Source organism: Entomospira culicis, from assembly GCF_028748145.1.
Taxonomy (GTDB): domain Bacteria; phylum Spirochaetota; class Spirochaetia; order WRBN01; family WRBN01; genus Entomospira; species Entomospira culicis.
In genome coordinates this window covers 738,826-763,421 of sequence record NZ_CP118181.1, presented here as the reverse complement: position 1 = coordinate 763,421, position 24,596 = coordinate 738,826, and the positions used below count along the sequence as shown (strand labels likewise).

Genomic DNA, 24,596 nt, shown 5'->3' with positions numbered 1-24,596 from the left:
TTATAGCATGATTATATTAAAAATACAAGGAGAATTTTATCATGTCAACCTTTCCCACCCCTAATCGGGCAACAACCATTAATCGATTAAACCAAATTAGCCAAATCGAACTAGAGAACACCGTCCAAGCCAACACGGCAATCGCCCTAGACGATGGCACACCCAGAGCATTTGACCTCAAATACCTTTACCAGCGTATCATTCAATTAGAGCAACGTAGTATCGAGGAGCAATTTCCCCTTGGCTATATCTATGTGCAACTGCCACAGCAGAGCGAGCCAAGCGCGCTTTATCCTAAAGCTAACTGGCAAAATATTAGCGCTACCTATGCAGGACAATTTTTCAGAGTGGAAGGAGGGTTAGCCCATCATTTTGATGGTGGGGTGCAGGCAATGAGTCTACCAAAGCCCACCATTACTACCACCATAAGCCAACCCACCGCGACAACAAGCATGAGTCAACTCAGTGCCACAACGACTATCACCCAAGATGGTCAATCCGTCGTTACATCGATTGGCTACAATAATGAAAAAACGGCTACCGTGGGGGCAAACAACAACAATAAACGACTCACGCATGCATGGGCAAATTACGGAAATCTGACAGGTGTTAAAGCAATGACTAGCATCACGCAACCAAGCCTTACCACGACCATAAGTAAGCCCACCGCAACAACAACCATCGCGACAGCGAATGGTTATGGCGAACGCAACGAGGTCGCGCCTGTCAATCAGACCATCCGCATCTGGCAAAAAATTGGATAATAATCATATTATTTGACAAAATAGCGCAACCATGGTATACTTAAAACAAGAGGCTAGCCCTTGCAACAGAGCTAACCTCTCCTCAACACACTAGTATAGCGGTTGAGTTACTACCAAGAGGAACGTCAAAACGAGAAGTCCCCTTAGTAGGTATTGTAGTAGTGTATACATACAGTACCCCCAAGTAAGCCCCCTCAAATGTTTGCCGCATTCAAGGGGGCAATTTTTATGCCTACCTAAATGCCAACGACATTCGCTATTAGTAGCTTAATTATTATAGCACGCTTCTAAGATTTATGCTATCCTATGCTTGGTTACTCTTGGTCATGAATTGAAACAAATCACGCAACTTTTTTAGGCTCTACCGATAGCTCTAGCATGTTTGATAATTTAGTAACCATGGCAAAGTCGCTTGCGCAGAGCTTTAATAAAGAGAGAATTACGCTCACCTTTGATCTCAATAATCCTGCCGAAATCTTCGCTTATCTCTCATCAGCAGGCATTATTGTGGATAAGAACGGCAATGCCTTTGCACTAGCGCCCTTTCAACTAGAGCTACTCACCTTTATCGAAACTAAGCTCAAGCTAAGCCGCAATGGGCATAAGCTAAAGTGCGTGGTGGCAGGCGCAAGAGGTATCGGCAAGACCGAAGTGGGCACAACCTTTGACACCATCCTCACTATCGCGAAAAACCCAGACCATAAAGAGGTGATCGTCTGCCGAGATGATGAACGCGCAAAAGCAATCCTCAAGACGGTAGAGCGCGGACTCACGCTCTTAGGGGTAGCAACCAAACACCATAATGGTGCGCTCTTTACCTTGAACAATCAAACCAGTACGCCAACGCTTAAAGCACTCACCATTAAGAGCAAGGGCATCCGTGGTACGCACATTAATCGTGTTAAAATTGAAGACCCGTTAGATGAATATAACTGCAAAAGCACCGCCGAGTGCGAACTTGTCTCTTTTATTCTCCATGAGTTTAAAGCCAAGGCAGACTGTACCCTCATCCTCACCAACCTCACCAGCAATCATCCCTCCGACCCGATCCATAACCTCATCCAACATAATGATACCTTACGCCTCTTTATCGATCACCCCGAAGTTGCAAAGCTCCTAGCCATGCGTGGTGTAAGCAAAGAGGAAGAACTAAAGGAGCGTACATTAAGAAGTTGGGGACTCAATTATGAAGGCATTTTTTACCCCGATACCGAGACGATTTTTCATGGCATTAGGCTAACCGATAAAACACACTGCACTTCAGCCATTTACTGCGTCATCGACCCCAGCTTTACCGTGGGCAACGACTACACCGCCATGGCGATTGGCGGTATTAATGAAGATAATCAATTAATTGCCTACCTCTACGGTTGGCAAAAACCTTATCATCAAGTGGTCAATCAGATCGCCGAGTTCATCATCAAGAATCATGTACACTACACCCACTACGAGAGCCAAGATAGCAACCCACATCTGCAAACCTTGCTTAGCAACTATGGCATCAAGAGTAGCTTCTTTCGCTCTACCAAAAACAAAACCGAACGTATCTTGAGCTTAAAACCATTGGTCAACAGCGGGGCAATTGCTATCTCTGATGCCACGCCCATTGAGTTCATTACGCTACTGCGAGAGTGGCATCCCACCACGAAGGGACACGACGATATCCCCGATGTTTTACACATGCTAAAAGAGGTAGTTTATGCCCGTGCTTCCATTCATGACCATTAGTCAACTAAGGTAAGTATACCATTATATCAAATATGACAAGGAGATTTTAAATGGAATTAATTAAACAGACCCATCCTGCCCTAGGCGCGGTGATCCATCGCTGGGGTTGTGTCTTTATGGCATTGCTTGCCATGGTGCAGTGGCTAGCTAGGCGCGTCTTTACACCGCAAGAGGTGCTAGAGATTTATCACGCATGTGTCGCGCGTAACATCATCGGCAATAACTGTTACGTGCATGACAACAACGCCGTGATTGCCTTAGCCTGGCAATTTGCCAAGCAAGAGGGCAAACCTCCCATCGTACAGGAGAAGAGCGGACGTTTTGCACGCTTACAATATCGTACCAGTGTTGGCACTCATTTTGTGATAATCGATAGTAAAAATGATGCATTTTACAACCCAGACCCTAGCCTAAACATTCTTCATGTCGAAGGAGTTCGCTTTTATGGATGAACTACATGAAGAAGAGGATTATGAAGAAGATCATGAAGAAAAGCGTATCATCACGCCAAACCGCATTACCTTAGGTGGGAAGCTCTTAGCCATCATCTTAATCACTCTTGCGATCCTTTTACGGCTCTTCACCAGTCTCGAATTTGTCATGGGTGATATCGTTTGGGCATCGGTTGCCTTGGCGAACATCGGCTTGTTGATTGATGGTAGCCACTTTGTTGGCAATCTCGGCAAAGCATTTGGCAGACATTAATTTATTTTGTAAATCAATAGATAGGAGGTTTATATGTATATCGTAGTAACGGCTTTACTCTTTGGCACGCTGGGCATGGCATCGGGCGTGGTCTTAGATCGGCTCTTTTTTAACAAGTGGTTTTAAGCCATGTGGCGTAAGGTAAAACTTGCATTAGGCATGCTAGGGGGCGCGATTGTCGCCCTCTGGCTTTATGCAACAGCGCACAAGCAGGGGCGCAACAAAGGACGTAAAGAGACAATAAAGGAGGTGCTAGATGCCGAACAAAAGCGTCAAAAAAAGCAAGAAACCATCGACACCATCCATAACCAAGCCATTAAGCAGGCGATGGATGTGGATACGCATAATGCTGTTTCTACTTTTAATCGGCTGTTCAACGACAACGACCATCCACCTAAAGCCTAGCCTACCCCCACGCCCCAGCAAACCGCAGATTACTGCATTAGACGAGGGCGAGGCGGTAGGCTTGAGCAAGGCTGATTTTGTCAAACTGACTAGGTACATTATCTTGCTAGAGGGCTATGCCGATGCCTTAGAGATCGCTTTGCAAGAGTAAAGCAAACGGCGATAGAGTTAGCTAATTATCCTTAAAAAAAGTGCTCATGCAGGCACTAGAGAAAGAACAATATGACAGAAATCAACTACTTATGTTAAAATCTCATCCATTATTTAGAGCAACATTATTATTGTCATCAACCTTAGCCAGAGTTATCGTAATAAATTAGAACCTTCTCGCACAAATTGAGAAGGTTCTAATTTAAGAAGCAGATTGTATCTTTAATTTTGTCAAAACTACCTTCATTATGTTCTTATCCGTTATCTCAATGCCTTGCACTGAAAATAATTCTTTTAAGGCATCATGTATAGCAGATTTGGATGTTAATTTCGTTAATACCGTCGTCATATCAATATAGCCATCCTCACTATCTGGGTGCGGGTACATTGCAAATTTTACGTCTTTAAATGCCTGCTTATCTGGATGCCTTCCATCTATGACATCAGAAAGCACCCAGTAATTCTCTTTTTTACAAGGAATATGAGGCGAATTATCTTTAAACTGACTACGGCAATGCGATGATGGCTGATTATAAGGGCAGTTCATATATTTGTTTTTACTACATTCTTTAAAGAAATTACCACTTTGATCGGCTGACCTAAATTTAAACAATGCTTTTTCACAACCCTTCTCTACGCAATATTCTTTGATTGCCTCATTTACTTGTTCTATGTCATAAAAATTATTGCCACGCATTAAGAATAGAATCTCCCATCATGTAGGAATTAGCCTGTTCTGTATGGCTAAAAGCATCTACTTTAGAAAAAAGTTTATCCAATCCTAGCGCGGGAGTGATTTTGTCTTTTTCTATGTTAGACGGTACTTTTTGTTTAATCTCTCTTTTGAGATTTTTTAATTCTTTTGATAAAGTAGATAACGTATTCAAAGAATCATCATTATTAATCAGCGCATTCTTACTTGCTTTATCCAACATTGAAGTACGCTTGAAATCTTTTTGCATATCTCTATATGATTTACGCACCTCAATTACCCGCAGATTTTCTTTAGCTATGAATTGATTAAGACGTTGTGTGATGTTTTTAACACGAGCATGCTGAATGCGCGCAATGGAGCCATAGCTTATTACAAGGCTTTTGAGTTCATTAAACTCTTCGACAATGCTCTTTAGATGGTCATACTCATATTTGCTCCGCAAAATCCAGCCATTTACATGTGTTTTCTTAATGTCATAGAAGAGGTGTTCAATATCTTTGTCATTTTTAACGGCTTGAAGTCGTTCGAACAACAACTCACTGAGCTTATTGATAACTTCAGTATTAATTGCTCTTTCCATGAAAAATGCTTCGAGTAGATTTCTACTGTTCTCGTCGTCAGAGACACCTATTTCTACGATTTTTTCCTCGACTCCTTGCTGCATTTTAAAAACTCTGTCGAGAGATTTTTCTAAATGATTTTTAAGCAACTCTTTGTGAGAAGCGACATGCAAAATATCCGCTAACAAGATCTTGCCTATCATCTGGTGTGTAAGAGTCTCCCCTTCTGGTTCTGGGTTCTTTTCATACCAGAGGTCAGCGAAAGATTTTAGAGACTCGATTTCTTCTTTATCTAAGCGATGATATCTATCATTAGGCTCATGTTGCTCTTTAAAAAGCAAGCTTGGATAATCATTAATATAGAAAATAAACATCGCAATAGCCACGTCCAATTCTGGGTGTTCAGTGAAAAATGAGTATTCGCAGGCATGAACGGCAAAATACTGAAGACTATCTTTTAAGATGACAAATGTTACAACTCGTTCATCAACAATAGCATTGTCCTTCTTGCGCTTTACACACGTCTTACCGGCGTAAACAATAGAACGATAACCTTCTTCGTTCTCTGGCAGGCTAACCCCTACCGTTTCGATCGTATCCTTAGTATAATCAAGGACGGGAGAGTCATAGCGATATGTCTCTTCGTTTTTCTCTCCACCGTTATTCTCTGCTGGTTCGTTCATTTTATTCTCCATCTCAATTCATGCCCTCGCGTGGAGGGCAATATGCAAAAGTAATCAATAGCCTTAGTATGCTATTACTCCTTAGTACCTTAACATATCCTATTTAAAAAGAGTGTTCTGTTGTAGCTTTATGCTTTTTAAAAACATCTCTTTTTCTTTAGTTTACCATGAAGAGCTTCTTTTTTCAATGTATATTTTTGTTTTTTATATCTTTATATGTTTATATATTTATCGTCTGATAACATTTGAATGCATAGATAAGTAAGTGAAAAATATTATTGAAGTATCTTTAAACTCTCAATAAGACGAAGTTTTTGCTCCTCTAGTGTAGGGTTATCGTAATGATGACTCATTGCCTCTTGACTATGACCCATAAGCACGAATTGAAACCTGATACGAATATTTTTCGGGTTAGGCAGGAGGGGAGTTACCCCTCCACGCGAGGGCAACGAGCATAACACGCAACTTTTTTAGGCTCTACCGACAAGTTAAGCATGTTACGTTTCAACTCATGCCGTAGGGCAACTAGCAATAGTATAGCGCGCTTAGACGAAAAACACAAGAGAGGGAGAGAATGTTAGTAACCCGTAACATTGCCATTCCCATCGGCAATCGCCTCAAACTCTTACGTGCCATGCGAGAACTCAATAAACAGGTCTATAGTGCTAGCTCTATGGATTATAACCTCTTTGATGAACTACCCGATAGTATTTTTGAGGATGCTATTGAGAGCCTCAATGTTAGCATGCAACGCGCCATGCCTAAGCTACGCATTGGGTTGGGTAATGTTAGCGGTGCTAAAAATCAACTTATCCATGCCATGCTTGCCGACGTAGAGAAAGCGCACGCCAATAAGTGGAGTAATCAGCAGGCGTTGCAATATGCCAATCAGCGCGCCGCCTTTAGAGCGACACAAACGCTCAATAAGATGCAAGCCAGCCACAAAGAAGAGATCTATACCAACAATAACATTTTATTTTTTCAATGGCAAAGTAAAGAGGATGATCGCGTAAGAGCAAGACATGCGCATTTAGATGGCATGGTCTTTACTTATGCCCAGCCACCCATTGCTAATCTGCTTACAGGGGAGCGGTTTTTACCGGGGGAAGATTGGGGCTGTAGATGTATTGATATTCCTATCATTGAGGAGTTTCAATTCATGCCCATAGGCAACTATAAGTAGTATAGCATACTTACATCAATTTTACAAGGAGATAATGTATTTCAACTCATGCCCGAGGACAACATAAGATGATGATAGCATGATTGTGTCAAATAGTCAAGGAAATAATATGAATAATATAACATATAATATAGGCATTACCAGTACCGTAAGTAATCACTCCTTATGGCCGACGATTGAACCTGCGAGTAGCATCAGTAACCAGCGCGCCATGAAGATGGCGATGTTAGAGCTTGATCACTTTTTTAACGGTGTCTTGCTTAATATCGATATCAAAAACCCGTTGTTTGGCAGTTATCGCCAATATCCGCATGAGCATGCCAACATCTACCAGCTTGCGGTAACCGCCAAGCAGTTTTTAACCAATTATTTACTCTTGCCTTCGTGCAGATATTATAAAATTAAGGTGAATATTGCCAATCTACCCAAAGAGTATGCCCAGTTTATCGTGGAGAATCTACCCGATAAAGCCCAAGTTTCTTACGAAGTGCTAGCTGATGAGATTGTAGAAGGGCATGCCATGGGCAGTAACTTGAGCGAGCAATTAATCTTCTTTTTCAAACTGCTCATTAATGCGTACGACAATTTAGCCAAAGTGTTGCAAGTAGGTAGCAACCCGATTGTCAAGATTGATGGGTTAATCGACCTCTATAAGCAAGGCTCATCGCATAATAGCCAATGGCTAAGCACGGTAGACGAAATTAATCGCAATATCGTTAAAGATATTTTTACAAGGCAAGTGGGTCTGGTGGATGGTAGCGTACAGATCGACATTTTAAGCCCGAGAGCCAGCAGCAGCTTAGAAGGCATTAAGGATATTATGACGGGTATTGCTATGACGCTCAAAGAGAGCCAAGCCGAACTCTTTGGCGAATCGATCCAAGGCTTTAATAGTGCGGGCAAGTTTGAGGCAGAGAAGAGCAATAAACTAGATGAGATGATGCTCTTTAATGTCTTGATACCCTTTTGTCAGCGGATGGGCATTGATTACCTACCACGCTCTAGCCTCAACCTAGAGCGCATCAATAGCTTTCTCGATATTAAGAGTAAAATTATCGAAAATGCAATTAATCCCGAACTCGCCGAAGAACAAATCATGAGCATTGATCGGGAGATTAATAAACTTCTTGGTCTGGTTTCAACTCATGCCAAGAATGGCAACTAAGGTAAGTATAGCATACTTAGACGAAAAATACAAGGAGAAAAGAAATGGACGATGTTCACACTGGAAGAACAGATCATCTCGAGCATTTACAAACAGGAGCTAGCCAGCTTGATGCAGTTGATACCGCAGGAGGTGCTAAAGATAGCCCTAACCCTCTGGTTCATCCTCAAAATCCTCAAGTGGATGCGCAAGAACCACGTGGGCAGGAGATGGAGGCTTATCGTCAAAAGATTGAAGCGGATCATCAAAAAGCTTTGGAATACCAAGCCAAAGTAACCGCCGAGGGCAAAGCCGACAATTGGCTCAACACCGAGCTAGCCAAACATCTGGAGCTATTGGATGATACGACGAAGCAGGTCATCCAATACGCCTCGAGCAAGAGCTATGCCAGCTTGGTGGAGAAAGAAGCCGAGCTAAAAAGAGAGATTGCCAAAGGCTATCTTAAAGGCAAAGATTATAGCCACCTTGATTTGACCTCGGCACAAAAGAGTCGCATTGAGGCGATGAGCTTTGAGGGCTATCAAGAGTTGCGCGAGGCCGAAGAGAGGCACCATCAACGCCAAGCCACCCAAGAACTCAACAACGGCTTAAAAACCGAAGCCGAACTAAAGCGGATGAGTAGCCACGATAAAGCCATCTACCAAGCGGAACGTCGTGGCTTAGATAGCTACAAAGCCCGCTATGAAAATGCAGTTCATGCCAAGTTTCAATTCATGCCGTAGGGCAACTAGAAACAGTTTAATACATTTAGCAAAAAAGAACAAGGAGAAGATAAAATGTTAGGAACAGCCTATAAAGAGCCCACCCAAATCAGTGAATTTAGCGTAGCATCTGGCTATATCCCCAAGGCAGGCGACATTGTCTATTTAACGGCGAATGGCGTAACCACAGATAAGGCGAGTGGCAATGCGATTGGCGTAGTTGCGGTATTACCCACCACCGTAGCAACAGAGCCGATTAAAACCGTACCCGTCCACATCTGGGGCGAGGTGCGCGTAGCTACCCAAAGCGGTAATGTTGGCGATAGCGTAGCAGGTTTTACCATCACAAGGCGCATCGGCAATCAAGATGTCATCTTGATCTGCTAGCCGTTTCTATTCATGCTATTGGGTTTCAATTCATGCCCGTAGGCAACGAACAATAGTCTAACATAGTTAGACGAAAAGAACAAGGAGAAAATAAAATGAGTTTAGGAACAAACCAACAGAGCATTAAGAAGTATCAGTATAAACCCACGCCGATTATGGTAGACCGCACCTTTCTCGACATGGCCGCCCTTAATGCCGACACCGAACCGTTTCTTGGCACTACCGTTAATTACGAAATGCCCATCAACAGTAGTAGTGAAGATCCCATTGGCGAAGCCGTCCACTTAATCACCAATCAGTTTAAAGCCATATCGGCACAATATCGCGAGAATGGCTTTCGCTCTACCCCCGTGGTGGCAATCGCTAGAGAGAGTACCCAGCGCGGTGCTATCCCTGTCATGAATGAGGCATTTGATCAACAAGTCATCGATACCATGACCAATCAGCTTAACAACGCCCTTGCCAAAACCATGCAAGATAACGCGGTGGCGGTGGGTACGAGTCATGCTATCACGGCGCAAGAGATGGTGAGCGCAATTGTTGCCCAAGCCAATACCGCAACTGCGAATCTTAACCTACCACAAAACATGCCGATAACGCTCTACCTGCCCCGTAAAATGGCAACCTTCCTACGAGGGCAACTGGTGGGCAGTACCGAACAGCTGTGGTTTCATATGCTCTTTCGACAAACGGATAATCCACTCATGATTATTACCCACGATCTTGATAGCCAAAGTGTCTACTTTATGGTAGACCAATTTATCTTCTCTACCTATCGAGCCGAAGCTTTTGTGGAGAAGACTACCGAGATTGGACTTGATCGAGTACGTTATTATAGTTACGTGTTGCCTGCTTTGGATATTCGTAACAACGAAAAGGGCGATGTCTTAGGAGTATTAACCTTTACGGGAACGCTGCCTTTTGCCGGACAAAACCAACCTAGCCAACAACTCCAATCCCTCAACGCTACCATACCTGACAAAATAAACCTAACAGAATTACAAACGGAGCTAGCCGAGGCAAAAGCACAAAAAGAACAAGCTACTTTGGCATTAGAAGCAGAGCGTGTCAAAGCAAGTACCCTACACGCCAAATTAAACCAAAGTAAAAAAGATAGAGAGCTTGCCTTAGAAGCCGAGTTAGCTGAAGTCAAAGCAAAACTAGCCTCCATGGTTTCAACTCACGCCACGGATGGTAACTAGCAACAGAATACCAAAATCACAAGGAGAATGTCTATTTACATATGCCTGCCCTCATATAGAGGGCAGCTTTTATCTCTTTTATCGCAATAGGTAAACATGTTTACTTATTGACAAACGTATATGAATATGCTAACCTATGTACCATAAAAGTAGACAAGGTATTAATGGAATGTAGAGGGATTTTAATAACATATCTTCCCGCCACCTCCATTTTTTAGAAAAATAAATAGTTATGCTGTATATATTTGCAATAACTGTTTACCACCTTTGTTTACTTTGGCACGCCTTCCTCACACTGTTGTTAGCGTGTACAGGTAATAACAATGAAGATGACATAAGATCTAAAAAGCAAAAAATTTGCTGCTATTGCTATAGAAAAAAATATAAAAGTATGTTATAGTTTTTATATGAAAAAAATATCAATTTTTATGTTTTTATTAATTGTGGGTAGTCCTCTTTTCTCTCAAAGTTTTTTTGGTTCTAGTGCTAACACACTTGAAATCAGCTATCCTGGGTTAAACATTAACGATGAAGTTGCTACTGCTGTGGCATTAACCGAGGTGGTAAATAATACGCTTCTCCTTTCTCTTCTTATGGAAGATCCTGAAGTAAGAACAGAGATTTTGAGAGAATTGTCTAGAGCATGCACAAATCTCATTTATGAAGCAATAGAAGAGATCGTAGCTTTAGCGATAGAAATTAAACCAAAAATTACGCGTATGTCCCATATCGAGCGGGTATACTACTTAGGTTACTTTCAAGATATTGCTGTCATGATGCAATACTTTTAATGAAAGCAGTATTAAAAATAAACTAATCTTTATTTAGTTATGGCTATCACTATCCTCTTTATAGCGCTTTAATTCTATTAAGATTTTGAGCTGATTAAAGGTAGGCACAGCTTGCCCTAGCTCCCAGCTTTCAATTTGGGTAATAATATGTAAATGACCTTTGTTGCTGGCATAATAATGATTAAGATTAGCGATAGATAAACCTAAGTGCGCGCGTAGCTCTCTTAGCCTTTCTACTGTTAATCCGTACTCTTCTATGCTCGTAGACTTAACCAATGTCCCCCACTCCTCAATCTAATATACCACGAATGGAGATCTCTTGTATAGATGGTTGTATCCTTTAAGTTACCAATCCTCCCAGCTAGGGAAGGATCGCGCTAGGGTTTGGCGCTATTAGCAACCGCCTTAACTAACGCGATCTCCTCATCAGTTAAGCCATACAAAACAAAGATTAGGGTTTGGTAAAAAAATCCCTGAATCTTAAGCATCATTTAGCAAAATAATGCTCTCTCCCTTGACACACAAAAAGAGAATATTGTACAATAAATACCATCTATGCGCAAGATTATCCCAAGGAGTTGCTCTGTACATGCTTTTCGCTCATTTTGATGACCCAGTAACTCACCCTAGCCATCAAGAGGCGTGGCAATTGGTTGAGCGCATTAACCAAGGCGATAAGCTCACTTACGAGGAATTTCGCTTTCTTATTGCACATCTTCATGCCAGCCAGTTGCCTCATCTTCAAGCCCTCGCCGTGCAAAAACGTAAAGCTGTTTATGGCGATCAGCTCTTTATTCGTGGGTTGATGGAGATCTCCAACATTTGTCATCAAGATTGTTACTACTGTGGTATTCGCGCAAGTAATCGGCAGGTGGCGCGGTACGCCTATCGTTATGAAGAGTTATCGGCGATGATTAACCGTGCCTATGACAAAGGCTATCGCACCATTGTGATGCAAGGTGGTGAGAACGAACACTTTGAACATCGCCAATTTTGCACTTTTTTACGAAATATCACCCAACAATACCCTAACTTAATCATCACCTTATCTTTAGGACAAAAGAGCAAAGAGAGCTATCAGGATTATTACGATGCGGGGGCAAGGCGCTATCTTTTACGCCACGAGAGTGCCGACGCAACGCACTACGCCAAACTTCATCCGCCTAAGCAGACCCTTGCATCGCGCATGGAGTGCTTGACCAACCTCAAGGCGATAGGTTTTCAAACGGGGGCGGGATTTATGGTGGGTAGCCCCTATCAAACCAGCGCAAATTTGGCGCACGACTTGCTTTTTTTACAAGATTTTCAACCGCACATGGTCGGCATCGGCCCTTACATGCACCATCCAGATACGCCTTTTCACGATGCGAGCGATGGACGTTTAGAGCATGTGCTCGCCTGCTATGCCCTTGCTAGGCTCATCGTGCCACAAGCGCTCTTGCCTAGCACGACGGCAACGTCTAGCCTCCATCCACAGGGGCGACTACGTGCCCTACAGTCAGGGTGTAATGTCATCATGATTAACCTCTCGCCCGAGGAGCAACGCACGCAATATAGTTTATATCATAATAAGACATACAAAGGCGATGAGTCGGATGAGTACCTATCGCTCATTGCAGACGATGTCGCCAAGGCTGGTATGGAAATCTGCATGCAACAAGGCAACCATTCGGCATATATCGAGAGCAAAATAATTAAGGAGTAATCATGAGGCATTTTATCGACAAGGATTATATTCATGCACTATTAGCAGAAGCGCAAACGACCTCGGCAAGCGAAATTGATGAAATTTTAACGCGGGCTAGCCTGATGAAAGGGTTGTCGCATCGGGATGTGGCTAAGTTGTTGCAGATCAAAGACGAAGGACAACGTCAAACCATGCGTAACCTTGCGAGTCAGGTGAAAGATAAATTTTACGGCAATCGTCTTGTCCTCTTTGCTCCGCTTTACATCAGTGATTACTGCAAAAATAATTGCACCTACTGTGGCTACCGTCGAGACAATGATTTTGCCAGACGTACGCTTAGTATTGAGGAGATTATCAAAGAAGTTACCATTTTAGAGAAGCTAGGACACAAACGCCTTGCATTAGAAGTAGGCGAAGATGCCGATCACTGTAGTATGGATCACATCATCGAGACGATTGAGGCGATTTATAGCCAGACGGGGATTCGTCGCTTAAATGTGAACATTGCCGCCACCACCAAAGAGAATTATGAACGGTTAAGCAACGCTGACATTGGCACGCTGATTCTCTTTCAAGAGACCTATGACCAAGCGCGTTATTATGAGGTACATCCTGCTTCGCTCAAGGGCGATTACGAGCGTCAATTACTGGCGCATCACCGCGCCATCGAGGGCGGCTTGCACGATGTGGGCGGTGGCGTTTTGCTGGGCTTAAGCGATTATCGCTTTGACATTACCGCCCTTATGATCCATAATGAAGAGCTTCTCGAGCGCTTTGGAATGGAATTTCATACCTTTAGTTTACCACGACTGATGCCCGCCTACAACGTGAGCCTTGATGACTACCCTAATCTGATCAGCGACGAGCAATTTATCGATATCGTGGCAATCTTGCGTTTGGCTGCGCCCCACGTTGGCATTATTCTCTCCACGCGCGAGAGCAAAGAGATGCGCGACTACCTCATTCAACACGGTGTTTCGCAAATTTCGGCAAACTCCAAAGCCACGGTTGGCGGTTACAGCGATGAAGAACAGGTCAGTCAATTTAGCCTTAGCGACGAGCGCTCGCTTTACCAAACTATCTACGATCTTATTGCCGACAATCAACTGCCAAGCTACTGCACCGCCTGCTATCGGCGTGGACGGGTGGGCAAGGTCTTTCACGAGGAGGTAAGCAGTGGGCGCATTGCCAAGCTATGTAAACCCAATGCTGTGCTCACCACGCTGGAGTATGTCTTGGACTACGGCGATGAAGCGATGCAAAAAATCGCTCTGCCCTTCTTAATTAAACAAGTGAACGCCATTGAGGACGATCAAATTCGTGCCGTGGCGATTCAATTTTACACCCGCATGCTCCAAGGTGAGCGCGATCTCTATCTTTAGGAGAAACCGATGCAGACGGCCATTCCCTCCCTTGTCCCAAATGTTGTCTTGACAGGCTTAGTCAATGCTGGTAAATCGAGCTTGATCAACGCGATGACCAGAGAGAGTATCTCGATTGTGAGTGAGCAAGCTGGCACCACCTCCGACCCGATCAAAAAGCGCTTCGAGCTCTTAGGCGTGGGGGCAATCAACCTTATCGACACCGCAGGGTTTGGCGACACCACCCATCTCTCCCATGCACGTTACCAAAAGAGTATCGCCTGCATCCAAGAAGCCCATTTAGTCTTACATATTATAGATGCCCAAACTTGGCACATATTTGATCAAAAAAAAGATCTCTCTTATGTCACAAAAAAATCGCTTCTGGTTTTTAGCAAGATCGATCTTATCTCGCCAGACGAAGAGATGAAATTGAGAGAACAATACCCTCAAGCCCTCTGCGTCAGTGTAGAAAATGAGGCAAGCATAGAGGCGCTCCTTAAGGCGATGGCTAATCAATTACATCAGCAAACGCCTTTATTACTAGACGGAATAAAGTTAGCCTATCCCCTCCTTGTGCATGTCATTCCTATCGACAGCGAAGCCCCCAAAGGGCGTCTCATCCTTCCACAAATGCAACTGTTGCGCGAGGCGCTCGATCTTCATCTCACCTCGGTGGTGCTACAGGTGGAAGAGTTGGCCACTTATCTTACCAAGCACCAAGAGATCGGCTTGATTGTAACCGATTCCCAAGCCTTTAAAGAAGTGAGCGCGATTAATACCAAGCGTCATCCCCTTACCTCCTACTCCATTTTACAAGCCAGGCAAAAGGGCGATTTTTCTTACTTTCTACAGAGCCTAGAGGCCATTGCTAAATTACCCAACCCAGCCGAAATCTTAATGATGGAGAGCTGTTCGCATAATGTGAATCATGAGGATATTGGCCGCATAAAAATTCCTAAACTCTTACAAAAACTCTTGCCCCACCACACCTTAAATTTCCACTTTTTTATGGGGCAAAGTTTCCCCCAGTCGTTAGAAACATACGACCTCATTATTCATTGTGGTAGCTGTATGCTCCCTGCCATCACGTTGCAACAGCGCACCAAGCAAGCGCAATTGGCGAAGATACCCATGCTCAATTACGGACTCTTTTTAGCCCACGCAAATCATATTGTGGAAGAAGCTATCGCGGTGTTTAGTGAAGAATATCCATAAGCTAAACAATGTCAATTATTCCGTAACCCTAATTTGAAAGGAACCTTCGTATGTAATATCTTTATAGTTAACGATATAGGTAACCTTGGTTACACCCACACTTTCAGCAGAAATTGCTCCCAACCACTCCATGAAAGTTTCTATGTCAAAGTCAGCGATCGGGATTATTCGAACAATGGATGAATTTGCTACGATAAACTTAATAGAGGTGTTTTTAAGAATATCAACAAAATGAGGATCTTCATTAATGGATGAATCTTCAAGGATATCAGACAAATTGCGGTTATTAATGAGAGGAACAAGCTGAATTAGATCATCTATGGTCATGCTAATATCTGCATAAGAGAAGAGATACTCTAACGTAGGCGTAGCTGACTGGCTAACCGACAATGGCTCGTTAGACGCTTCCGATGGAGAAGCCACAATATCTTCCGCAATAGTAGGCGCTGGCCGATAGATAAAGGGAATAACGAGCGTCTGCTCTGTCAAGCCAGTATCACTACTACTTTTATATATATTAAGAAGTAACTTAAAAAGATACTCATCTCTTTTTTCTACATTCATGGAATAGTGGTAGGTGCGTCTTCGCATCGTGGGTATGATTCCCACTGCACTTACACTATTGTTCATAAATTCACCATCGATAACAAAGAAGACATTAACACCAATTAATTGAACACGATTATGTAGCATGACAGTGAAGCTGAAACCATCCCCACTCCACTGAAAATGATCAAAGAGTACCTCTAAGACAGACTCAGGATCGTCCCAGCCCATAATGCTAACAAGCGAACCATTGTCGATGAGATAGCCTGTTTCAGAGAGCTCATTAATATCTATGGTGCTTGCCGTAATAGGACTACTTGGCGGTAGCGCCTCTCTAGCTAAACGTGGAGGAAGCTCGACTCGATCTTCGTAAGATGGATTGATGTTAGCAGGAACGGGGGGGGTATAAAGTAAAGGAATAACTATCGACTCAAAAAGTCTCCCGCGGTAGCTGGTTCCTCTCTGCGCAATTGATAAAACAAGCTCATGATCTGCTTGGTTGGTAACATCAAATAATGTCTTCTCTTTCAGACGTTTTCGTGGGCTCACATAAGTAAACCCCCAAGGCTTTTCGATATATCTATCTTCAGTCTTAAAGTTGACTTCAAAGTAATAATTTGTCTTATTGTTGACAGTAATAGGCACCTCTAAAAATGCATCACGCGAAGGATACCTAGTAATACCATTTTTACGTAAACTGGGAATCCACTTAAAATTCTCAAAGTGTACCTCAAGCGCCTCATCATTAGCATCCCAACCAACAATACGTAAGATGCTACCATTCGTAATGGCATAACCACTTATAGCCACGTCGTTAACATCGATGGTGATATTTTTTTCTATGGCTTGTGGAGAAGCGACAGGCTTGGCAGTAGTCGGCTGAAGAACAGGGCTCTCACTCGTAGGAGCAGAGCTATATTCAGGGGAATTATAGCTTGGCAGCGCACCGTAGCGTAGTGCAAAATAGAGGATACCCATGGCGATGCCAATGATATTAAGGCGTTGGTAGAGGCTAAATTTAACGCTATCCATATGATTTATTATATATAAATTAACACCTCATGTCAAGCGATGTTAAGCGAATTGATTATTATCTAATAAAAATTTAGTAAAAATGAATAACTATGAGTGGTACACTCATAGTTATTCTAAAGATAATTAAGCTATTAGCTTGCTTTTTTCTTATTTATCTGATATAGTAGAAGAATATCAGGAGGGATTATGTCTAAAAATATCACTCGCAAGCGACCATTAATCGTCTTTGCTTTAGTCTTCTTTATCTTCCTAGTTAGCTTTATGCTACTACCACAAAGAAATTATATTTTATCTAATGCAACGAAAGCCATAAACACACTTAAATTCGCTTTATTTTACAATCCAAAACAATTCGATGAATTAGACAAAGAAATGCGCAACTGGCTAAAACAGCAACGATTTAGCCTTAAAAATGGTTGGTTTCATGTTGATTGGAACACAGTAGAGCTTGCTACCATAAATTCAAATAGCTCTTCAACCACTGATAATATAGGGCTCAATATTGCAGAACTATTAAACACCGCATTTATGCAAGATGCACCTTTGAGCGACCAAACCCCAGGATTTATTAATCGTGGAGTTTTTGTTCATGGCTTGGATGAATTTGACGAAAATGGTAATATTTTTACTCCTAAAATGCTAACTACTGCCACTTCTTATGTTCAGAAAGATTTATCCTATAAGAACAAATATCCTATATGGAATGATACCTTTCACGTTTATGAATTGGGACTTGGAAGCCCTGGCATTATTTACTTTCCGGCAACCAATCAAAATTCTTCCCCGGATGTCTATAGTGTCTTTGCTCTCTTTCCCATAGATGCAATGAGTAATCAGCGATTTATGCAAGTTAATACAGTCGATTATGAGATCGAAGATGGCTTCCATGACTATCGAGAAGTTGTCATTCAGGCGTGGGAAGAGCATAAAAGCGTCAATTTAGCAAAACTTGAAGGAATGACTGATTTTATCTCTTACATGAGAGGAGATCCCAATAGACGCTTTGCTCCATTACCCTTATCTGCTGATAAAGAGGGTTATGAAACATTCTTCACTTATGGAAGAGAGTTAATCAAGCATAAAAATTTTAAGTGGAATGAAGCTATTCTTCGCCTACCAGAAGATAATTTTCCGAATCAGGTGGCTGCCATTTTTTATCTTTCTGCTAAAAAACACCGATATTACCGTGCACCTAGTGGTAAGATTAAAAAATATAATGTTCACTTAATGGAGGCGCAAAAATTACAATTAGAACTTTTTGAAACAAGTGGTATCTTTAAGCCAATTATAGAGATAAACATTGATTTTCTAATCAATAGACAGGCCCCATTTTTCTATCATAGTGAAGATCAAGTAGTACTGCTTTAATAGAGAAAACAGATATCTATGGATGAGCAAATGCAGAGTCAATTGAGCCGAGCGCAAGGCTGTTTGATGGGGCAAGTTGCCGGAGACTCGCTGGGGAGCTTGGTAGAATTTAAGAATCCCAAGATGATCCGTCAGCTTTACCCCAATGGCGTACGCAAGCTCGAAGATGGCGGGGTATGGCGTACGCTTGCCGGGCAACCCACCGACGACTCAGAGCTGGCTTTAGCCTTGTGGCACGATCCTTGATAAAAGAGAAGCGTTACGATGCTTCGTCGGTCTTAACCAGCTACCATCATTGGCTTGAATCCGATCCTTTTGACTGCGGATCCACTATCCATAGAGCCTTACAAGGCTACCACAATCAGGAGAGCCAAGCCAACGGTGCACTGATGCGTATTAGTCCTTTAGCGATTTTTGGCGTTCATACTAGCTTGGTAGAGGTTGCCACTTGGGCAAAGATGGACGCCTGCCTGACCCACCCACATAAAATTTGTCAAGAGATTAATATGCTCTACGTGATGGCGCTAAGCACCGCGATCAAGCGCTCGATAGCGCCAGACCAGCTCTATCAACAGATTCGCTTTTGGGCAGAACAACTTAGCGTCGACCCCATCATTATCGAGACGATCTATCTGGCAAAAACAGAAAATCAGGAGAATTTCATCCATCAACAAGGCTGGGTTATCATCGCTTTTCATAACGCGCTCTATCAGTTATTACATGCGCCCAACCTCGAGGAAGGCGTGGTGGATACCGTGATGCGTGGGGGCGATACCAACACCAATGCCGCCATTGTCGGGGCGCTATTGGGTGCGGTTTATGGCATCGAGGTTATTCCTGCGCAGTGGCAAGAGTCGGTACTAAATTGCCGTCCGCAGGCTGGCAAAGCAGGCGTCTATCAACCGCGACCAGAAGAGTACTGGCCCGTCGATATCCTCATGCTAGCGGAACAACTTCTTTAGCCTACCACCACGGGTAGCTCTAACAGCGTCTGTATTAATACCTTCTTTACTCGATCTCTTTGCCTCTTCACGCAGTAAGTATAGCGTAATTACTTGGCGCTGTCAAGCCAAGGGAGTAGTTTACATTCTTATCGAATTGTGCTATGATACTGCTATGGACGCAACCGATGAATCGCCCCTCTTTTACCTAAAAAGCGATACGCTAGGCTACAATGCCACAGGCATCTACCACCCAAATACGGGGGAATTTACCGTGTTAAAAGGAAGTCAAATTAGGCAAGATGAAATGCCTGGATTATCGAGAGATGGTAAAAGAGTTTCCTTACCTCAAGAACGCAAAAAATTATTTGACGAATTTCCAAATGGAATTCTACTTCGCGATTTTCGCTATAAAAAGCCCTCGACGGCGGCACAAATAGTCGCAGGAAGATCTATCAGTGGATTGGATGCATGGAAAGATCAAGCGGGAAAAACACTCAAAGAGATATTTCCGCGCGAGGCGCAAGCGTATGCGGAGGCTGAAGAAGCAACCCGAATTCCTGAAACGATTCCTTACTGTTGGTTGCTTGCCGTTAAGGAGAGCCAGTGGCAGGCGCCCATTGAGCAAGGCAACTGGCAATATGGCTCTAACGTAGAGCAACAGCTCCAGAAGTTGCGTAACATCCAACCCGATGACTTGGTGGTGTTGCACTGGACAAAGAATAGCACCCTTACCCACAACGATCAGACGTTTCCGAACGTCTCTACCATCTATATTAAGGCGCTCGGTAGCGTTACGCAGTCGGCAAATGCGCAAAACAACATCGAGGTGGATTGGTTTAAGATCTATGACACGCCTCGCGAGTGGTATTTTTACTCCTTGCCCGGCGCGCTTATTTGGAAGATTGACTACAATCACCATAAAGAAAAGGCGTATCATCCCAAGCTTATCGACTTTATTTTTCATGATACGCCACAAGATATTGATTGGTTTAGAAATCAACCTTTTTGGCAATCGCGCTATGGAGATTCCTTAGAGACGGAAGAGGAATCGCCCGCGGTGGAGCAGATAACGCTCTTCTTACCAGAAGAAGAGTTCGCCATGTTTGTGCGTCGGTTGCAGGAGAAGAAGAGTATCATTTTGAAAGGGCCACCAGGTACGGGTAAGACGCTCATCACCAAGCACTTAGCCCATGCACTCTCGCCTGATGTTCAATGTGAGACGGTGCAGTTTCATCAAAATTTCTCCTATGAAGATTTTGTGCAGGGGCTACGGGTGAATGAGGAGCAAAAATTAGCATTAAGAAGAGGCAAAATGCTCACCTTTATAGACCGCGCGAATAAACTACCAGAGATTCCCCATGTGCTTATTATTGATGAGATTAACCGCGGAAACCCCAGCAGTATTTTCGGTGAGATGCTTAGCATTATCGAGCACACCAAGCGCTCTCTCCAGCATGCCATTACCCTCGCCTACTCGACAGAGCCAACGTACTTACCAGCAAATCTCTATCTTATCGGTACAATGAATCTTGCCGATCACTCGATTGCACCCTTAGACTTTGCCTTTCGTCGACGCTTTGCCTTTCTCGAGTTAAAACCACTTTTTAATGAGACTTGGCAGGCCTATCTTAAAGAGAAGAGTAAGCCCGAAGAGCATGCACTTATTAATGAGATTCAAACGAGATTAGAAAATCTTAATCTAGCGATTGCTGAGGATACGGATTTAGGGAAAAATTTCTTAATTGGACACAGCTTTTTCACCCCTAACAACCCGATTGATTCCCTGCACCAATGGTTCAACGACATTGTGGAGAGTGAGCTTAAACCGCTTTTAGAAGAGTATTGGCCGCATAATATCGCCAAGGCTACCGAGCAAACCAACAAGCTCTCTATATCTGTAGATGTAGATTCTCCTACCCCATGAGCATCGATACACAAGCGGAGAGCGACCATTTTTTTATAAATAAAATACCGCTTAACAACATCTGGTGGCTCTTGCTCTATGATAGCATGCGCGAGCATGATTTTACGCAACTCGCTTATTTTAATAAAGAGAATTATTACAACGAGATGCTACCGCTTCTTTTCTTGAGGCTTTTTAAAAGTGCACTCGCCAAGCGATATAAAGAGGGATTGAGCCGAGACTATCTGCATACCCGAGAGGTTAATACACGAGTTCGTGGAAAAATTGATATCGCCTCGACTTATCAAAAGCAGTTGCTCCAGCAGGGTAGCGTTGCTATTCGCTATGACGTATTGGAGCTCAACCACACCCTCAATCAACTGCTCCTTACGGCACTTACATACATTCTAAAGGAGATTAAAAAATCGCCCACACTCATGGAGTTTCATACAACGCCCAATTTACTACAAGAGAGCGAAGCTCTTTTGAAACGATTAGCGCGACTGGGTATCCAAGCCAAGAACGCACGCGAAGTAAAACGATTAAAGATAAAGGTTATCCCGCGTAATCAAGACGATCGACGGCTAGTGAATTTGGCACAGCTTGCCCTCCACTTGAGCCAATTGATGCAACATACGCATCAACATAGCACACAAAGTCTCTACTCGATATCGCGCGACCCAAAATATCTTTATGGTATTTATGAGCGAGCGATTCGTAACTTTTTTCGATACAATTTAGCCAGCTACACGGTTGAGGCTCAACATGTGCCTATTATGTGGCAAGTTGCCCCCGAGTATCCAACAAAGCAAAACATTCTGCCTAGTATGTATTGCGATATTTTGATTAAAAAAGAAGCATTTTCGTTAATTGTCGACACGAAATTTACCTCGATGTATAGTGGCTCTCGCTCGGCACATCTTTATCAAATTTATACCTATGTGCACGAGCATCATGCCTCGGCTGGATTACTCCTTTATCCCTCAGTAAGCACGAACGAGGAGGAAGCGATGTCTCTTGAGGTTATTCCCAAAAAGAACGGTAAATACTTTTTTATCGCACAATTTTCTTTAATGGAAAAGAATTACACCAAGATAGAGTCAAACCTATGCGCTATCATTGAGGAAATCTTTTCTCAATTAAAACAAGCGACCCCCTATCGATAGCCCTCCTCCAATACCGCCGTGTATAACTCTTCTAAAATATTATAATAGGGATTTAAAATATGCTCAAAAGCACTTGCATACTGCTCAAATCTTGTACCTTTAATCTTTTCTGATTCAACGGTGGCTGTTAGATAAATCAAAAATTGTTCACTACCCACAGCCTCCACGATATCGCGGCCATAACTCCACGCATCAAGATACCGGATAAAATCTCTTGTTAAATTCCTAAAAATACGGAGCTGATCCACCAAGTTTTCGCTAGATGATTGATTCTCTTTGGTTAACACGAAATCATTATAATAAGAGGCAAAGCCAATATGCTCATTATGATAGGCTAGCACCTGAATCAGTGCCTCGTTAACTCGCTCATTCTCAATGGTTTCTCTTGATAAAAGATCTCGCAATAACATTAAGCGTCGCTCTTCGGCCATTTTATATAAGTCACGTCGAAAATTAATAGCATACCAATACATTTCATGTTCTGAAAAGTACCCTTCTTCCTCCGAGGTTGTATTTTCTAGAGTCTCTAAAAGTGCTAGCCAAGCACTTCCATCTAGCTCATTAAACCATTTATTTTCTTCAACAAAGGTACGACTGCCATAGATACGCGCTAATGCCTCCGTCCAAAAGTTGTCAGGCGATAAGGCGAGAGGAATATCGGGATACCACGCGTGAAAATGCTCTGCAGACTGCTCGCGAAGCATCCAGCCAATCAACAAGAGTCCGGGAATGGTATCGGGGCTAGTAAGATCCATCTCTTTTAACATGGCAATTTCTTTAGTAGAGAATACATTCTGCATCATCACGTCTACAACACGCGCGTCATAACCCCGATAATCTGCATAGTCTGCAGGATAGCCCAACTTCTCCCGATGCTGTACCGCAACGTAATAACGGTTATTCCAGTCAATCTCCTCTAACACCAGATGATTACTATGAGATTCCACCGATGGCATAACTCTAGTTAAGCGCATCGCCTGCTGATAGAGCGGATGTTTATCGGCAAGCCTAGCCAAATAGAGAATTGTTTCAGGATCGCCCTCACCTCCGCGCCAGCGATAATCAACCTCCTCCATCATTTTATAGAGATTTTCCACCTCTTTGAGATAGGTCTCTTTTTCTTGATGGCTATAGCGCAGTCGTTGCTCGATGAATTGCTGACTGCCCAGTAATCCTTTTAATGCCTCGAGATATCCATCCCAATCAAACCAGTGAATGTAATCGATAAATTGAATCGCGAGCAACTGCCCCGGAATCGTGTTTGGGTTGGATAAATTATATTTATCGATTAAATGATAGGAGATGTTCATGTCGATAAAGGTGGGCGCACCGCTTGCCGTTGACCACCACTCTCTCTTTTGCTTGGGTTGATAATCATCAAAGTGAGAGGGAAAGCCTACGGCAATTCGGTGATAGGCAAGAAAGTTAGCCAGCGCCTCGTAAAGCTTTGGCGGAAGAGGTCTCTTCGCTTGATAATCCTCCATCAACTGCGCTAACAAAAGTGCATGGCGGATATCTATAGTCTTTTTTATCGCAACTTCATAATCTGTCCAAAACCACCACACGCTTAAATCATTCTCTTGCCATTCCTCTGTCATTCTTTCTATCATCTCTAACCAAGTCATGCCACTGGTATCCATCTTTTTGGTAAATTCGGCGCTACCATAATAGCGAGTAAAAAATTCAGACCAAAAGCCGTTGCCAGCATAGGCGATATCGGGGTACCATGCGCCAAAAAAGTCGACTGGGGGATACATGATAAGCCAACTCATGAGCAACTGCCCAGCCAAGGTGTCGGGCGAGGTTAAGCCGTAATAGTGCAGGTTGTTGATCTCGGCATCGCTGAGTGTATACGCCATTAAGGTAGCGAGCAACGCCGCGTCAAAGCCTTGATAGTCGGCGTACATTTGCGGACGCTTAATCTCTTCGCGGTGGTGCAATAGCTCGTAACCAACCTCTTTCGTTTTATCGAAATCTGCTAGCGTTCGCCCCGTTAGCGACGCGTTAAGCGCTTCGGTCGTCGTATGGATCGACAAGACTTGTTGATAGACCCAGTGCGGGGATTCAGTTAATTCGATAAGCTCGGTTGGTTTCTCGAGGATAATCGCCCCATCAGAAGGAGGGATCGCGCTATCCGTGGGCGAAGGCGTGCAACTCACAATAAGCAGTAGCCATGGCAAAAACTTTCTCATGGCTACATTATATCTTCTTTACCCTAAAAAAACAATC

26 protein-coding genes are annotated in these 24,596 nt (G+C 43.2%); 20 read left to right on the top strand and 6 right to left on the bottom strand.

Annotated features, from left to right (window positions below):
• The first annotated feature begins 41 nt into the window (after positions 1 to 41).
• The 6 genes from PVA46_RS03615 to PVA46_RS03590 all read left to right on the top strand — a co-directional run bounded on the left by PVA46_RS03615 (position 42) and on the right by PVA46_RS03590 (position 3,753).
• Positions 42 to 764: a hypothetical protein gene (locus PVA46_RS03615; protein WP_167695394.1), complete on the top strand. Its 723-nt coding sequence runs from the start codon at positions 42 to 44 to the stop codon at positions 762 to 764.
• A gap of 378 nt (positions 765 to 1,142) precedes the next feature.
• A complete protein-coding gene (locus PVA46_RS03610; protein WP_167695393.1) occupies positions 1,143 to 2,492 on the top strand; it encodes a hypothetical protein in 1,350 nt (449 codons plus the stop codon).
• A gap of 50 nt (positions 2,493 to 2,542) precedes the next feature.
• Positions 2,543 to 2,944, top strand: a complete 402-nt coding sequence (locus tag PVA46_RS03605; RefSeq protein ID WP_167695392.1) for a DUF261 family protein — start codon at positions 2,543 to 2,545, stop codon at positions 2,942 to 2,944.
• On the top strand, positions 2,937 to 3,197 hold the full coding sequence (locus PVA46_RS03600) for a hypothetical protein (RefSeq protein ID WP_167695391.1): 261 nt from the start codon (positions 2,937 to 2,939) through the stop codon (positions 3,195 to 3,197). Before PVA46_RS03605 ends, PVA46_RS03600 begins: the two co-directional genes overlap by 8 nt.
• A gap of 129 nt (positions 3,198 to 3,326) precedes the next feature.
• Positions 3,327 to 3,602, top strand: a complete 276-nt coding sequence (locus tag PVA46_RS03595) for a hypothetical protein (protein WP_167695390.1) — start codon at positions 3,327 to 3,329, stop codon at positions 3,600 to 3,602.
• Positions 3,544 to 3,753: a hypothetical protein gene (locus tag PVA46_RS03590; RefSeq protein ID WP_167695389.1), complete on the top strand. Its 210-nt coding sequence runs from the start codon at positions 3,544 to 3,546 to the stop codon at positions 3,751 to 3,753. The genes PVA46_RS03595 and PVA46_RS03590 overlap by 59 nt, the downstream gene beginning before the upstream one ends.
• 201 nt (positions 3,754 to 3,954) lie before the next feature.
• Here the strand turns inward: PVA46_RS03590 and PVA46_RS03585 are convergent, their stop codons facing one another.
• The 3 genes from PVA46_RS03585 to PVA46_RS03575 all read right to left on the bottom strand — a co-directional run bounded on the left by PVA46_RS03585 (position 3,955) and on the right by PVA46_RS03575 (position 6,159).
• The gene (locus PVA46_RS03585; protein ID WP_167695388.1) at positions 3,955 to 4,449 is read right to left on the bottom strand and encodes a hypothetical protein; all 495 of its coding nucleotides are present in this window, start codon (positions 4,447 to 4,449) and stop codon (positions 3,955 to 3,957) included.
• Complete coding sequence (locus PVA46_RS03580; protein ID WP_167695387.1) at positions 4,436 to 5,710, bottom strand: hypothetical protein; 1,275 nt, start codon at positions 5,708 to 5,710, stop codon at positions 4,436 to 4,438. The genes PVA46_RS03585 and PVA46_RS03580 overlap by 14 nt, the downstream gene beginning before the upstream one ends.
• Positions 5,711 to 5,985: 275 nt before the next feature.
• Positions 5,986 to 6,159 (bottom strand): hypothetical protein, encoded by a 174-nt coding sequence (locus PVA46_RS03575; RefSeq protein ID WP_274360328.1) that lies wholly within the window; start codon positions 6,157 to 6,159, stop codon positions 5,986 to 5,988.
• Between the two features lie 125 nt (positions 6,160 to 6,284).
• Here PVA46_RS03575 and PVA46_RS03570 point away from each other — a divergent pair, with 125 nt between their 5' ends.
• From PVA46_RS03570 to PVA46_RS03545, 6 genes are all read left to right on the top strand, one after another.
• Positions 6,285 to 6,893, top strand: coding sequence for a phage minor head protein (locus PVA46_RS03570; RefSeq protein ID WP_167695386.1), 609 nt, complete (start codon positions 6,285 to 6,287; stop codon positions 6,891 to 6,893).
• Between the two features lie 109 nt (positions 6,894 to 7,002).
• Positions 7,003 to 8,058, top strand: a complete 1,056-nt coding sequence (locus PVA46_RS03565; protein ID WP_167695385.1) for a hypothetical protein — start codon at positions 7,003 to 7,005, stop codon at positions 8,056 to 8,058.
• A 44-nt stretch (positions 8,059 to 8,102) separates the two neighbouring features.
• Positions 8,103 to 8,780 (top strand): hypothetical protein, encoded by a 678-nt coding sequence (locus PVA46_RS03560; protein WP_167695384.1) that lies wholly within the window; start codon positions 8,103 to 8,105, stop codon positions 8,778 to 8,780.
• A 54-nt stretch (positions 8,781 to 8,834) separates the two neighbouring features.
• Positions 8,835 to 9,146 (top strand): hypothetical protein, encoded by a 312-nt coding sequence (locus tag PVA46_RS03555; protein WP_167695383.1) that lies wholly within the window; start codon positions 8,835 to 8,837, stop codon positions 9,144 to 9,146.
• Positions 9,147 to 9,241: 95 nt separating this feature from the next.
• The gene (locus PVA46_RS03550) at positions 9,242 to 10,348 is read left to right on the top strand and encodes a hypothetical protein (protein ID WP_167695382.1); all 1,107 of its coding nucleotides are present in this window, start codon (positions 9,242 to 9,244) and stop codon (positions 10,346 to 10,348) included.
• Positions 10,349 to 10,755: 407 nt separating this feature from the next.
• Positions 10,756 to 11,139 (top strand): hypothetical protein, encoded by a 384-nt coding sequence (locus PVA46_RS03545; protein WP_167695381.1) that lies wholly within the window; start codon positions 10,756 to 10,758, stop codon positions 11,137 to 11,139.
• A gap of 33 nt (positions 11,140 to 11,172) precedes the next feature.
• Here the strand turns inward: PVA46_RS03545 and PVA46_RS03540 are convergent, their stop codons facing one another.
• On the bottom strand, positions 11,173 to 11,415 hold the full coding sequence (locus PVA46_RS03540) for a helix-turn-helix domain-containing protein (protein WP_167695380.1): 243 nt from the start codon (positions 11,413 to 11,415) through the stop codon (positions 11,173 to 11,175).
• A 313-nt stretch (positions 11,416 to 11,728) separates the two neighbouring features.
• On the opposite strand from PVA46_RS03540, the gene hydE reads away from it, so the two are divergent.
• The 3 genes from hydE to hydF are packed head-to-tail and all read left to right on the top strand — an operon-like array spanning position 11,729 to position 15,405.
• Complete coding sequence (hydE, locus tag PVA46_RS03535; protein WP_167695379.1) at positions 11,729 to 12,844, top strand: [FeFe] hydrogenase H-cluster radical SAM maturase HydE; 1,116 nt, start codon at positions 11,729 to 11,731, stop codon at positions 12,842 to 12,844.
• Positions 12,845 to 12,846: 2 nt separating this feature from the next.
• Positions 12,847 to 14,208 (top strand): [FeFe] hydrogenase H-cluster radical SAM maturase HydG, encoded by a 1,362-nt coding sequence (gene hydG, locus PVA46_RS03530; RefSeq protein ID WP_167695378.1) that lies wholly within the window; start codon positions 12,847 to 12,849, stop codon positions 14,206 to 14,208.
• 9 nt (positions 14,209 to 14,217) lie between these two features.
• Positions 14,218 to 15,405 carry a [FeFe] hydrogenase H-cluster maturation GTPase HydF gene (hydF, locus tag PVA46_RS03525; protein ID WP_167695377.1) on the top strand — a complete coding sequence of 396 codons (1,188 nt, stop codon included), beginning with the start codon at positions 14,218 to 14,220 and terminating at the stop codon, positions 15,403 to 15,405.
• A gap of 15 nt (positions 15,406 to 15,420) precedes the next feature.
• Here hydF and PVA46_RS03520 read toward each other — a convergent pair whose 3' ends face one another.
• Positions 15,421 to 16,983, bottom strand: a complete 1,563-nt coding sequence (locus tag PVA46_RS03520) for a hypothetical protein (protein WP_167695376.1) — start codon at positions 16,981 to 16,983, stop codon at positions 15,421 to 15,423.
• A 189-nt stretch (positions 16,984 to 17,172) separates the two neighbouring features.
• On the opposite strand from PVA46_RS03520, the gene PVA46_RS03515 reads away from it, so the two are divergent.
• The 5 genes from PVA46_RS03515 to PVA46_RS03495 all read left to right on the top strand — a co-directional run bounded on the left by PVA46_RS03515 (position 17,173) and on the right by PVA46_RS03495 (position 22,367).
• Positions 17,173 to 18,354 (top strand): hypothetical protein, encoded by a 1,182-nt coding sequence (locus PVA46_RS03515; RefSeq protein WP_167695375.1) that lies wholly within the window; start codon positions 17,173 to 17,175, stop codon positions 18,352 to 18,354.
• Positions 18,355 to 18,384: 30 nt separating this feature from the next.
• On the top strand, positions 18,385 to 18,600 hold the full coding sequence (locus tag PVA46_RS03510) for an ADP-ribosylglycohydrolase family protein (protein ID WP_212603951.1): 216 nt from the start codon (positions 18,385 to 18,387) through the stop codon (positions 18,598 to 18,600).
• Positions 18,531 to 19,316, top strand: coding sequence for an ADP-ribosylglycohydrolase family protein (locus PVA46_RS03505; RefSeq protein ID WP_212603843.1), 786 nt, complete (start codon positions 18,531 to 18,533; stop codon positions 19,314 to 19,316). Before PVA46_RS03510 ends, PVA46_RS03505 begins: the two co-directional genes overlap by 70 nt.
• Positions 19,317 to 19,470: 154 nt before the next feature.
• A complete protein-coding gene (locus PVA46_RS03500) occupies positions 19,471 to 21,222 on the top strand; it encodes a DUF4357 domain-containing protein (RefSeq protein WP_167695374.1) in 1,752 nt (583 codons plus the stop codon).
• Positions 21,219 to 22,367 (top strand): 5-methylcytosine restriction system specificity protein McrC, encoded by a 1,149-nt coding sequence (locus tag PVA46_RS03495; protein ID WP_167695373.1) that lies wholly within the window; start codon positions 21,219 to 21,221, stop codon positions 22,365 to 22,367. Before PVA46_RS03500 ends, PVA46_RS03495 begins: the two co-directional genes overlap by 4 nt.
• Here PVA46_RS03495 and PVA46_RS03490 read toward each other — a convergent pair.
• Entirely contained in the window at positions 22,358 to 24,559 is a 2,202-nt protein-coding gene (locus PVA46_RS03490) for a hypothetical protein (protein ID WP_167695372.1), read from the bottom strand. The two genes, PVA46_RS03495 and PVA46_RS03490, sit on opposite strands and share 10 nt — an antisense overlap.
• Positions 24,560 to 24,596: the final 37 nt, after the last annotated feature.

Coding starts and splice junctions, on each gene's coding strand:
- PVA46_RS03615 (WP_167695394.1), top strand. CDS start 42: ATGTCAACCTTTCCCACCCCTAATCGGGCAACAACCATTAATCGATTA.
- PVA46_RS03610 (WP_167695393.1), top strand. CDS start 1,143: ATGTTTGATAATTTAGTAACCATGGCAAAGTCGCTTGCGCAGAGCTTT.
- PVA46_RS03605 (WP_167695392.1), top strand. CDS start 2,543: ATGGAATTAATTAAACAGACCCATCCTGCCCTAGGCGCGGTGATCCAT.
- PVA46_RS03600 (WP_167695391.1), top strand. CDS start 2,937: ATGGATGAACTACATGAAGAAGAGGATTATGAAGAAGATCATGAAGAA.
- PVA46_RS03595 (WP_167695390.1), top strand. CDS start 3,327: ATGTGGCGTAAGGTAAAACTTGCATTAGGCATGCTAGGGGGCGCGATT.
- PVA46_RS03590 (WP_167695389.1), top strand. CDS start 3,544: ATGCTGTTTCTACTTTTAATCGGCTGTTCAACGACAACGACCATCCAC.
- PVA46_RS03585 (WP_167695388.1), bottom strand. CDS start 4,449: ATGCGTGGCAATAATTTTTATGACATAGAACAAGTAAATGAGGCAATC.
- PVA46_RS03580 (WP_167695387.1), bottom strand. CDS start 5,710: ATGAACGAACCAGCAGAGAATAACGGTGGAGAGAAAAACGAAGAGACA.
- PVA46_RS03570 (WP_167695386.1), top strand. CDS start 6,285: ATGTTAGTAACCCGTAACATTGCCATTCCCATCGGCAATCGCCTCAAA.
- PVA46_RS03565 (WP_167695385.1), top strand. CDS start 7,003: ATGAATAATATAACATATAATATAGGCATTACCAGTACCGTAAGTAAT.
- PVA46_RS03560 (WP_167695384.1), top strand. CDS start 8,103: ATGGACGATGTTCACACTGGAAGAACAGATCATCTCGAGCATTTACAA.
- PVA46_RS03555 (WP_167695383.1), top strand. CDS start 8,835: ATGTTAGGAACAGCCTATAAAGAGCCCACCCAAATCAGTGAATTTAGC.
- PVA46_RS03550 (WP_167695382.1), top strand. CDS start 9,242: ATGAGTTTAGGAACAAACCAACAGAGCATTAAGAAGTATCAGTATAAA.
- PVA46_RS03545 (WP_167695381.1), top strand. CDS start 10,756: ATGAAAAAAATATCAATTTTTATGTTTTTATTAATTGTGGGTAGTCCT.
- hydE (WP_167695379.1), top strand. CDS start 11,729: ATGCTTTTCGCTCATTTTGATGACCCAGTAACTCACCCTAGCCATCAA.
- hydG (WP_167695378.1), top strand. CDS start 12,847: ATGAGGCATTTTATCGACAAGGATTATATTCATGCACTATTAGCAGAA.
- hydF (WP_167695377.1), top strand. CDS start 14,218: ATGCAGACGGCCATTCCCTCCCTTGTCCCAAATGTTGTCTTGACAGGC.
- PVA46_RS03520 (WP_167695376.1), bottom strand. CDS start 16,983: ATGGATAGCGTTAAATTTAGCCTCTACCAACGCCTTAATATCATTGGC.
- PVA46_RS03515 (WP_167695375.1), top strand. CDS start 17,173: ATGTCTAAAAATATCACTCGCAAGCGACCATTAATCGTCTTTGCTTTA.
- PVA46_RS03510 (WP_212603951.1), top strand. CDS start 18,385: ATGCAGAGTCAATTGAGCCGAGCGCAAGGCTGTTTGATGGGGCAAGTT.
- PVA46_RS03505 (WP_212603843.1), top strand. CDS start 18,531: ATGGCGTACGCTTGCCGGGCAACCCACCGACGACTCAGAGCTGGCTTT.
- PVA46_RS03500 (WP_167695374.1), top strand. CDS start 19,471: ATGGACGCAACCGATGAATCGCCCCTCTTTTACCTAAAAAGCGATACG.
- PVA46_RS03495 (WP_167695373.1), top strand. CDS start 21,219: ATGAGCATCGATACACAAGCGGAGAGCGACCATTTTTTTATAAATAAA.
- PVA46_RS03490 (WP_167695372.1), bottom strand. CDS start 24,559: ATGAGAAAGTTTTTGCCATGGCTACTGCTTATTGTGAGTTGCACGCCT.